Source organism: uncultured Streptococcus sp. (assembly GCF_963521255.1).
In the GTDB taxonomy this organism is placed as follows: Bacteria; Bacillota; Bacilli; order Lactobacillales; family Streptococcaceae; genus Streptococcus.
In genome coordinates, this window is the sequence record NZ_CAUQTU010000013.1 from 49,011 (window position 1) to 58,990 (window position 9,980).

At 39.9% G+C, this 9,980-nt stretch carries 5 protein-coding genes; all 5 read left to right on the forward strand.

Translation table 11 applies throughout. The annotated features are described in order from the left end of the window. The first annotated feature begins 105 nt into the window (after positions 1-105). Positions 106-2,319 carry an SSURE domain-containing protein gene (locus RWP09_RS08720; protein ID WP_314436695.1) on the forward strand — a complete coding sequence of 738 codons (2,214 nt, stop codon included), beginning with the start codon at positions 106-108 and terminating at the stop codon, positions 2,317-2,319. 123 nt (positions 2,320-2,442) lie between these two features. Beyond that, a complete protein-coding gene (locus RWP09_RS08725) occupies positions 2,443-3,138 on the forward strand; it encodes a response regulator transcription factor (RefSeq protein ID WP_314436699.1) in 696 nt (231 codons plus the stop codon). Continuing rightward, a complete protein-coding gene (locus RWP09_RS08730; RefSeq protein ID WP_314436702.1) occupies positions 3,138-4,190 on the forward strand; it encodes a HAMP domain-containing sensor histidine kinase in 1,053 nt (350 codons plus the stop codon). Before RWP09_RS08725 ends, RWP09_RS08730 begins: the two co-directional genes overlap by 1 nt. Positions 4,191-4,384: 194 nt before the next feature. Further along, positions 4,385-4,996, forward strand: a complete 612-nt coding sequence (gene rpsD / locus RWP09_RS08735; RefSeq protein ID WP_000092756.1) for a 30S ribosomal protein S4 — start codon at positions 4,385-4,387, stop codon at positions 4,994-4,996. A 661-nt stretch (positions 4,997-5,657) separates the two neighbouring features. Continuing rightward, positions 5,658-9,980: DUF1542 domain-containing protein (locus RWP09_RS08740; RefSeq protein WP_314436703.1), on the forward strand; the 4,323-nt coding region annotated here is incomplete at its 3' end.

Genomic DNA, 9,980 nt, shown 5'->3' on the forward strand with positions numbered 1-9,980 from the left:
TTATAAGAGGGATTTAAGAAAAATTTTAACTTTTTCTTAATCCTTTTTAATTTTAGGAGATTATACTAGAGTCATCAAATAAAGAAAAACTCTAAGGAGAATCCTATGAAATTCAATCCAAATCAAAGATATACTCGCTGGTCTATTCGCCGTCTTAGTGTCGGTGTTGCCTCAGTTGTTGTGGCTAGTGGCTTCTTTGTCCTAGTTGGCCAACCAAGTTCAGTACGTGCTGATGTAGTCAATCCAACCCCTGCTCAAGTCGTACCAGACGCTGCTTCAGTGAGTGAAAAGAGCGACTTGCCAGCAGAGGTTCTCAAGAAAGTAGTCGATACAGCTCTTTCTTCAGAACAGGTAGACTCAACACCTAAAGCAAGTTTGGATGCTACAAGCTCTCCAGAAAAAGTGAATGTAGCTGATAAAGACCAAGTGGTAGCGCCAAAAGAAGAAGGGCAAGCAAAACCAGAATCTAAGAAAGCAACAGAAGATGCGGTTAAGTCTGCGACAAGTCCTGCGCCTACAGTTTCTGGACAAGACCGTGAAGCAAATGAAGCTCAACCAGCAACCACTCCAGCTGAAGTGCAAAAGGGCGTGGCTGACAATACTAAAGACACAGTAGATGTTCCAGCTACTTACTTGGACAAGGCTAACTTCCCTGGCCCATTCACAGCTGGTGTCAACCAAGTCATTCCATACGAATTCTTCGCCGGAGACGGCATGTTGACTCGCCTTATCTTGAAAGCTTCAGACAAGGCTCCATGGTCAGATAACGGTTCAGCTAAAAATCCTGCTCTCCCACCAGTAGAGAAATTGGGCAAAGGTCTTTACTTCTACGAAGTGGATTTGGCTGGCACTCAAGGTAAATCTGATAAAGAGCTTCTTGACCTCTTGAAACAAAACGGCACTCAAAGTTATAAAGCTACTATCAAAGTGTACGGTGCGAAAGATGGCAAGGCAGACTTGAGCAACATTGTAGCGACTAAAGATTTGAATGTTAATTTGAATGGCTTGACTACCCCAGCTGAAGTTCAAAAAGGTGTAGCTGACAACACTAAAGACACAGTAGATGTCCCAGCTACTTACTTGGATAAAGCCAACTTCCCTGGTCCATTTACAGCTGGTGTTAACCAAGTCATTCCATACGAATTTTTCGCTGGCGACGGCATGTTGACTCGTCTTATCTTGAAAGCCTCAGACAAGGCTCCATGGTCAGACAACGGTTCAGCTAAAAATCCTGCTCTTCCACCAGTAGAAAAATTAGGCAAAGGCCTTTACTTCTATGAAGTGGATTTGGCAGGTACTCAAGGCAAATCAGACAAAGATTTGTTAGACTTGTTGAAACAAAACGGTACGCAAAGTTATAAAGCTACTATCAAGGTGTATGGTGCAAAAGATGGCAAGGCAGATTTGAGTAATCTTGTAGCAACTAAAGATTTGGATATCAACTTGAACGGCTTAACCACTCCAGCTGAAGTCCAAAAAGGCGTGGCTGACAATACCAAAGACACAGTAGATGTTCCAGCTACTTACTTGGACAAAGCCAACTTCCCTGGTCCATTCACAGCTGGTGTTAATCAAGTTATCCCATACGAATTTTTCGCTGGTGACGGTATGTTGACTCGCCTTATCTTGAAGGCCTCAGACAAGGCTTCATGGTCAGACAACGGCTCAGCTAAAAATCCCGCCCTTCCACCAGTAGAAAAATTGGGCAAAGGCCTTTACTTCTATGAAGTGGCCTTGGCCGGCACCCAAGGTAGATCTGATAAAGAGCTTCTAGACCTCTTGAAACAAAATGGTACACAAAGCTACAAAGCTACCATCAAAGTGTACGGTGCGAAAGACGGCAAGGCCGACTTGAGCAACCTCGTAGCGACTAAGAATTTGACAGTAAACTTGAACGGACATCTGCAGTCAGGTTTCGTCCCTTCTTCTAACGGTTCAGCTATGCCGGCTCCAATGATGAATAGTCATCAAGATGCATCTAATATGAAATCTCAAATGCCAGCTGCTAGCCAGGATAAGATGATGCCTAACAAAGAGCAGGACAAAACCATGAATGCTAGCCAGTCTATGGCAACACCAAGTATGAAACAAGATCAAGCTCCAGCAGCCTCAAGCAAAATGTCTGATGAAGGCAAGATGGCATCTAATAACAAGGAGTCAAGTCCGATGATGGCTACTCAAATGAAAGACCAAAAAGACATGCTTCCATATACTGGTGAAGCCCAAACATCAATGGCTACTATTGGATTCTTTGGATTAGCTTTGGCCGGACTTCTAGGTGGTCTCGGTTTGAAAGCTAAAAAAGAGGAAAATGACTAGTCTAGTTACAGACTTTCTATCTAGGATTTGAAAAATCCAGATATCGTTTAGAATGTTCGTAAAGAGATTAAAATAGTGTTATACTATTGTGGTATAGCACTGTTTTTTTCAAAGGAGAGACAGATGGGAAAGACAATTTTACTCGTTGACGACGAGGTAGAAATCACAGATATTCATCAACGTTATCTGGTTCAGGCAGGATATCAGGTTTTGGTAGCTCATGATGGGGTAGAGGCCTTGGAAATCTTCAAGCGAAAAGCGATTGATTTGATTATTACAGATATCATGATGCCTAGGATGGATGGTTATGATTTGATTAGCGAAGTTCAGTATCAATCTCCGGATCAGCCTTTTCTCTTTATCACGGCTAAGACCAGTGAGCAGGACAAGATTTACGGCCTGAGCTTGGGAGCAGATGACTTTATTGCCAAGCCCTTTAGCCCTCGTGAGCTGGTTTTGCGTGTCCACAATATCTTGCGTCGCCTTCATCGTGGAGGTGAGACAGAAGTCGTCAGTCTCGGCGATTTACGGATGAATCACGCTAGTTATGAGGTCAAAGTCGGAGATGTGGCGCTTGATTTGACCGTCAAATCCTTCGAACTTCTATGGCTTCTAGCCAGCAATCCAGAGCGAGTTTTTTCTAAGACAGACCTCTATGAAAAGGTCTGGCAGGAAGACTATGTGGATGACACTAATACCTTGAATGTTCATATTCATGCTCTTCGACAGGAGTTGGCTAAACATGCTAGTGCAGAAACACCGACCATCAAAACCGTCTGGGGTTTGGGCTACAAAATTGAGAAAGCACGAGGTAGTTAATGAAATTAAAAAGTTATATTTTAGTGGGGTATATCATTTCAACACTCCTAACGATTATCGTGGTCTTTTGGGCCATCCAGCGAATGTTAATTGAAGAAAGAGAAATTTATTTCCTAGTGGGGATGACTCTCATGGCTAGTTTTGTCGGTGCTGGGATTAGTCTCTTTCTCCTATCGCCGGTCTTTACTTCATTGGGCAAACTCAAGGAACATGCCAAGCGGGTAGCGGACAAGGACTTTCCATCAAATCTGGAGGTTCAAGGCCCTTTAGAATTTCAGCAATTAGGCCAAGCTTTTAATGAAATGTCCCATGATTTGCGGGCGACATTTGATTCCTTGGAAGAAAGCGAGCGAGAAAAGGGCTTGATGATTGCTCAGCTATCGCATGATATCAAGACCCCCATCACTTCAATCCAAGCGACGGTAGAAGGGATTTTGGACGGGGTTATCAAGGAGTCGGAGCAAGCTCATTATCTAGCAACCATTGGACGCCAGACGGAAAGACTCAATAAACTGGTTGAAGAGTTGAATTTTTTGACTCTAAACACAGCTAGAAATCAGGTGGAAACTGCCAGCAAAGACAGTATTTTTCTGGACCAGCTCTTGATTGAGTGCATGAGTGAATTTCAGTTCTTGATTGAGCAGGAGGAGCGGGATGTCCATTTGCAGGTAATCCCAGAATCTGCTCGGATTGAAGGAGATTATGCCAAACTTTCTCGTATCTTGGTGAATCTGGTCAATAATGCTTTTAAATACTCAGCTCCAGGAACCAAGTTGGAAGTGGTGGCTAAGCTGGAAAATAACCAGCTTTCAATCAGTGTGACCGATGAGGGACAAGGCATTGCTCCAGAGGATTTGGAGAATATTTTCAAACGACTCTATCGTGTCGAAACTTCGCGTAACATGAAAACAGGTGGTCATGGCCTAGGCCTTGCAATTGCGCGTGAATTGGCCCATCAATTGGGTGGGGAAATTACAGTCAGCAGCCAGTACGGTCTAGGAAGCACCTTTACCCTTCTTCTTAACCTCTCTGGAAATGAAAATAAAGCTTAAACCCCCTTTACAAATCTAGCCATTCATGGTAAAATGGATTTTGTGTGAAATATCAGCAGGAAAGCATGAAGCTCGTCAACAGGTGTCTTATGATAAGTAACCTTGGCTGTTTAGGCGAAGGGCATCTGCACGAATCAGGGCTTTCTAAGTGACTATTTCCACCGAAATATTATTTATATCAGGAGGACATTCACATGTCACGTTATACAGGACCATCTTGGAAACAAGCTCGTCGCCTTGGCCTTTCACTTACAGGTACAGGTAAAGAATTGGCACGTCGTAACTACGTACCAGGACAACACGGACCAAACAACCGTTCTAAATTGTCAGAATACGGTTTGCAATTAGCTGAAAAACAAAAACTTCGTTTCACTTACGGTGTAGGTGAAAAACAATTCCGTAACTTGTTCGTACAAGCTACAAAAATCAAAGGCGGAATCCTAGGTTTCAACTTCATGCTTCTTTTGGAACGTCGTTTGGATAACGTTGTTTACCGTCTTGGTCTTGCGACTACTCGTCGTCAAGCTCGTCAATTCGTAAACCACGGTCACATCCTTGTTGACGGAAAACGCGTTGATATCCCATCATACCGCGTAACTCCAGGTCAAGTGATCTCAGTTCGTGAAAAATCATTGAAAGTTCCAGCAATCCTTGAAGCAGTAGAAGCTACTCTTGGACGTCCAGCATTCGTATCATTCGACGCTGAAAAATTGGAAGGTTCATTGACTCGCTTACCAGAACGCGACGAAATCAACCCAGAAATCAACGAAGCACTTGTCGTTGAATTCTACAACAAAATGCTTTAATTTTAAGAAAGATCTTACAGAAAGCCTACAACAGTGGGCTTTTTGCTTTGTCTTAAAATGTTGATTTCTGGGTTTGTATAGAGATTTGCTAGTGAGGTTATTTGTGTATCTAAGTCTAGCTATTTCAAGAATGACACGATGTTGATGATATAAATCTGGTATGGTATAATATTTTGCCCCCTCACTTTAAGGAAGGGAGGTGTTATATATGCTAGAATTATTTTCCCTTTTTCTAGCTCCGTTACTTGTTAACGTACTATCTGAGCTTTTCAAGCTATGGATAAAGAGACGTAGGAAGTAGCATTTACCCCTTTTAGAGGGTAGCAAAAAACCCCATCGGTGGCACGGTGGGGCTTTTTTAGTTACATATGCTAGAAGCATTATTTTCCCTTTATGCTTTCATTTTAACACAACTCCCCCGATATTTCAAGCTTTTGTTTTGTTTAGGCGATATTAGACAGTTGCCAGCTTTATTATTGAGGTAATATTTATTGTTTGTTTTATTTATTATTTTGGCAGTATAGCTTCTTGTTAATATTGAATAAAAGTACTATAATATAAGCTGGGGTATTTTATTCTAAAGTAGTATTATTCAAATTATTGTATCCCTTATTTTGTACATAATATTCTTAGAAGATTAAGAAAAAAGGAGTTTTTATAGATGGAAAAGAAGACGTCTATGAGTCGTGTTGAGCGTTTGCATCGTGAGAAGGTGACGCGTTATTCTATTCGTAAGGTCAGCTTTGGTGCAGCTAGTGTAGCGGTAGCGGCCTTGTTTATGTTTTTAGGAAATGGGGCAGTAGCTGCTGCAGAGCAAGGAGTGCCTTCAACTAATGGGGAGACTCAAGCACCGCAACCTAAAGATCAGAATGCCCAGAATGGGATTTACGAAGGAAACACAGTAGCCACTAGTTCTGCTGCAACAGTAGCGACAAATACTCAACCTTCAACAGTTGAAAATAGTCCTTCTCCAGAATCAGTACCTCAGAAGGTGGAGACTCTAGATAAGAAAGAATTAACGGATTTAATCAAAGAAATTGATGGCAAGTTTGCTAAAGGAACCTATGCTACTAAGACAGAAGAAAGCGTTAACAATCTTAGAGCTGTCTTAGAAGAAGCAAGAACAGTTTTGAGTAATGCAAAGACACAAGCTGAATTATCACAAGCACAAGCTAAATTAGTTACAGCAACAACAAAATTACAAACAAAACCAGAAGAGAAAAAAGAAGCACCAGCTGTAGATACAACAAATGGTAAAGTTACTATAAGTAAAGTAGCAACAAACATTGAGAAATCTTCAGAATCTAACTCGATTGCAAACTCTGGTGCTAAAGATGAACGTAATGGGAAAGCATTGGATGCCAATAATCCATTCCGTACGGATGCAGCTACAACGAATACAGATCCTGCTGCGAACCAAACTTATACAGCGCCTGCAGATGATGCAGATTTGACGACTTTAGCTGATAAATTAAAAAATTTACCTAACTATATTGAGAACAATAAAAAAGTACAAGATATGGATACTTTAGGGAATGCTCTAAATGTTGAAAAAGGTAGTGTTACTGAAATTAATGAATTCGGTGGATGGAAGGCAGTTGGCGATACTGGTAAATTTGCAATTGCTAGAAAAACAGAAGCTGGAGTATTTCCAATTGAAACTGTTAATACAGTATGGGCAGATAGAACTAAATCATATGTTACATGGGTATTAGAACAGTCTTTCAATAGAGATAGTGACTATATGTTATTCCTATCCAAAGTAAGAACAAAGGCTAGTAGCACAGAAGAAGCTTATGATAATTCTACTTATGTTTCTACTGGTCAAGGAAATAAAATAGCTAAAGGTGTTAAAGGATTTGATGGAATTCAAAAAACATTTAAAGCCTATTCAAAAGAACATGGATCTAAAGTTATTGTGTCATTTAAGACTGGATATACTGGAGATATTGATGGTACTAAAGCACAATATAAAGTAGAAGTAATTATTAACCGTAATGGACAAGAAGAGAAATTATATAATCAAACATTTACACCAGAAGTATCCAAAACAAATACTGAGATGACGGTAGTAAAAGCAAGTGATGGGAAAAATAGTCCTCAAAGCTTTAGTACACCAGGAACTCCACTCCCAACAAAAGCGGAACTTGAAGCAAAAATAGCTAATAATAGACCAAATGGTACGGGAGGAACATTTAAAAGTAAGGAGATTGAACTACCTGAAGGTGTTACTGAGTATACAGTACGTATTAGCTCTGCAGATAATCTTCACTTAGGAATGGGATATCAATCACCATATAGACACTATGCTCTTCCAGTTACCGGTTTAGACTTTAATATTGATCAAGATACTGGTGCAATCGCAAAAGACTTATTATCTCGTATTTATGATAAATTAAAAGCAACTGAAACAGCAGATACAGATGGAAAAACAAATGAAACAAAAGTTGCGTATTTAGCTGAATTAGAAAATATTAAGACACTTGTAACAAGTACAGATGTTAAGAAAACAGTAGAATATAGAGAAGCTTTAGAGTCTATTTTATCGAAGCAATTAGCATTAAAAGTTGATAAAACAGGCTTAACAGATTCAAAAGCTTTACTGGATGGGTTAGTAAATGAAGATCCAACACCAGGTAAAACTCAGGATACTGCGGCTGCTTATAATGCTGCAAAACAAGAAGCGACTAAAGCTATTGAAGCGGCAAAAACTGTTATTGATAATGAAAATGCTACTGTAGCTCAAGTTAGAGAAGCATTGGCAACTGTTAATGCTAAAAAACAAACATTAGAAACAGCGAAACAAGCTTTAATCGAGGCAGCAACAGCAGAAGAAAAAGCTAAATTAAAAGCTGATGCAGATTCATTAGTTAAAGCTGATACTACTGGCAAAACACCAAATAGTATTGAAGCCTATAATACAAAATATGAAGCTCTAAAAGCACAATTAGAAGCAGCAAAAGCAGAAGTAGCAACAGTATTAGCAAAAGAAAATAATGCCTCTAAAGCAGAAGCTCAAGCAGCTCAAGCGAAAGTAGATGCGGCAAAAGCAGAATTAACAAAAGCAGCAGAATTATTAGTCAATAAAGCTGATAACACTGAATTAAAAAAAGCAAAAGAAGCGTTAAGCACATTAGTAACAGAAGCAGATCCAACAACAGGAAAAACTGCGGATAGTGCTAAATCATACAATGATGCGAAAACAGCTGCACAAGAAGCAATTCAAGAAGCAGAAACAGTTATTAATGACGAAAATGCAACACCAGCTCAAGTAACAGAAGCTTTAAATAAAGTTAATGAGAAGAAGTCTGCATTAGAAACAGCAAAACAAGCTTTAGTAGAAGCTGCAACAGCAGAAGAAAAAGCTAAATTAAAAGCAGATGCTGATCTATTAACAAAAGCTGATGAAACAGGTAAGACACCAGAAAGTATCGCAGCATATGAAAGAAAATATGAAGAACTAAAAGCACAATTAGAAGCTGCTAAATCAGAAGCAGCCACAGTGTTAGCAAAAGGAAACAATGCAACAAAAGAGGAAGTTAAAGCTGCTCAAACGAAAGTAGATGCAGTGAAAACGGAATTAGAAAGTGCTAAAAATCTTCTTGTAGAAGCTGCAACAGCAGAAGAAAAAGCTAAATTAAAAGCAGATGCAGATTCGTTAGTAAAAGCTGATGAAACAGGTAAAACAGCAGATAGTATTAAAGCTTATGAAGCAGAATTTGAAAAATTAAAAGCACAATTAGAAGCTGCCAAAACAGAAGCAGCCACAGTATTAGCAAAAGGTAATAATGCAACAAAAGCAGAAGTGCAAGCAGCTCAAGCAAAAGTAGATGCAGCGAAAACAGCTTTAGATAAAGCAGCAGAATCATTGAAAGATCTTGACAGAGATGGTGCTAAAAAAGAAATAGCAGATGCTGCTAAAAAAGCGACGGATGCTATTGAAGCTAGTACAAGCTTAACTGCTGAACAAAAGGCAGAAGAAAAAGCAAAAGTAGCTAAAGCAGCAAAAGATGCAACAGATGCTATTGATAATGCAACAACTGAAGAGGGTATCAACTCTGCAAAAGATAATGGAAAATTAGCTATCGAAAAAGAAGCAGCAATTACAGCAATCAATGCTGAAAAAGCAGCGAAAGAACAAGAAATCGATAATAATTCTAAGTTATCAGCTGAAGAAAAAGCAGCAGCCAAAGCAGAAGTAGCCAAAGCTGCAATTAAAGCAGTAGAAGCCATTCAAAATGCAACTACACAAGAAGCAGTAGATGCAGCACAAGCAGAAGGCGCAACAGCGATTAAGGCAGTAAATCCAGTTGGTAAAGAACAAGCCTTGGAAGCTATTCAAACAGCAGCAGAAGTTAAATTAGCAGAAATCGATAAGAATACAAACTTATCAGCTGAAGAAAAAGTCGCAGCCAAAGCAGAAGTAGCTAAAGCAGCCATCGAAGCAGTAGAAGCCATCCAAAATGCAGACACTCAAGAAGCTGTAAGTGCCGCACAAGCAAAAGGTGAAACAGCAATTAAAGCAGTAAATCCAGTTGGTAAAGAACAAGCCTTGGAAGCTATCCAAACAGCAGCAGAAATTAAGTTAGCAGAAATCGATAAGAACACAAACTTATCAGTTGAAGAAAAAGCCGCAGCCAAAGCAGAAGTAGCCAAAGCTGCAATTAAAGCAGTAGAAGCCATTCAAAATGCAACTACACAAGAAGCAGTAGATGCAGCACAAGCAGAAGGCGCAACAGCGATTAAGGCAGTAAATCCAGTTGGTAAAGAACAAGCCTTGGAAGCTATTCAAACAGCAGCAGAAGTTAAATTAGCAGAAATCGATAAGAATACAAACTTATCAGCTGAAGAAAAAGTCGCAGCCAAAGCAGAAGTAGCTAAAGCAGCCATCGAAGCAGTAGAAGCCATCCAAAATGCAGACACTCAAGAAGCTGTAAGTGCCGCACAAGCAAAAGGTGAAACAGCAATTAAGGCAGTAAATCCA